Raw genomic sequence first — 565 nt, 5'->3', positions numbered from 1 at the left:
CCAGCGCCAGCTCAGCCTGAGCTGGCAGGCCAACACCCCCTGGTCCAACCAGAACCAGACCCACGACCTCTACCGCAGCCGCTCGGGACCCAACGGGCCCTTTAACCTCATTGCCCAAGTGCCCGTCACCACCCCGGCCTCCTTCACCTACGTCGACCGGGGGGAAGACCTGGTCGCCCGTGATGGCAACACGAGTGGGGTGCTGTCGGCTGATTCGAGCTACTGCTACCGGGTGATGACCCGCGGCCAGTACCCCCCCACCGACCCCCGTCTGGCCGGTCTGGGCCTGCTCACCAACTACTCCCAGATCCAGTGCGCCACCCCCACCGACACCGCCCGGCCCTGCCCCCCCCAGCTCGGACTCGACAGCCTCGACTGCGCCGGCCTGAGCGCCGAGAGCCTCTGCAACCAGACCAGCTTCACCAACAACCTCCGCTGGACACCCACCGGCGGGCCCACCTGTGACCCCAACGTGGTGGGTTACAACCTCTACTTTAGTCGCTACGCGGGCGACTCGCTGCGCCTGCTCACCCGGGTGCCCACCCCCACCACCAGCTTCGCCCAC

At 68.3% G+C, this 565-nt stretch carries 1 pseudogene; it reads right to left on the bottom strand.

The window, feature by feature from the left end:
• Positions 1-565 (bottom strand): annotated as a pseudogene (locus FH603_RS28350) (hypothetical protein); the annotation flags it as partial.

Source organism: Spirosoma utsteinense, assembly GCF_014282275.1.
Classification (GTDB): domain Bacteria; phylum Bacteroidota; class Bacteroidia; order Cytophagales; family Spirosomataceae; genus Spirosoma; species Spirosoma utsteinense.
This window is presented reverse-complemented; position numbering and strand designations above follow the sequence as displayed.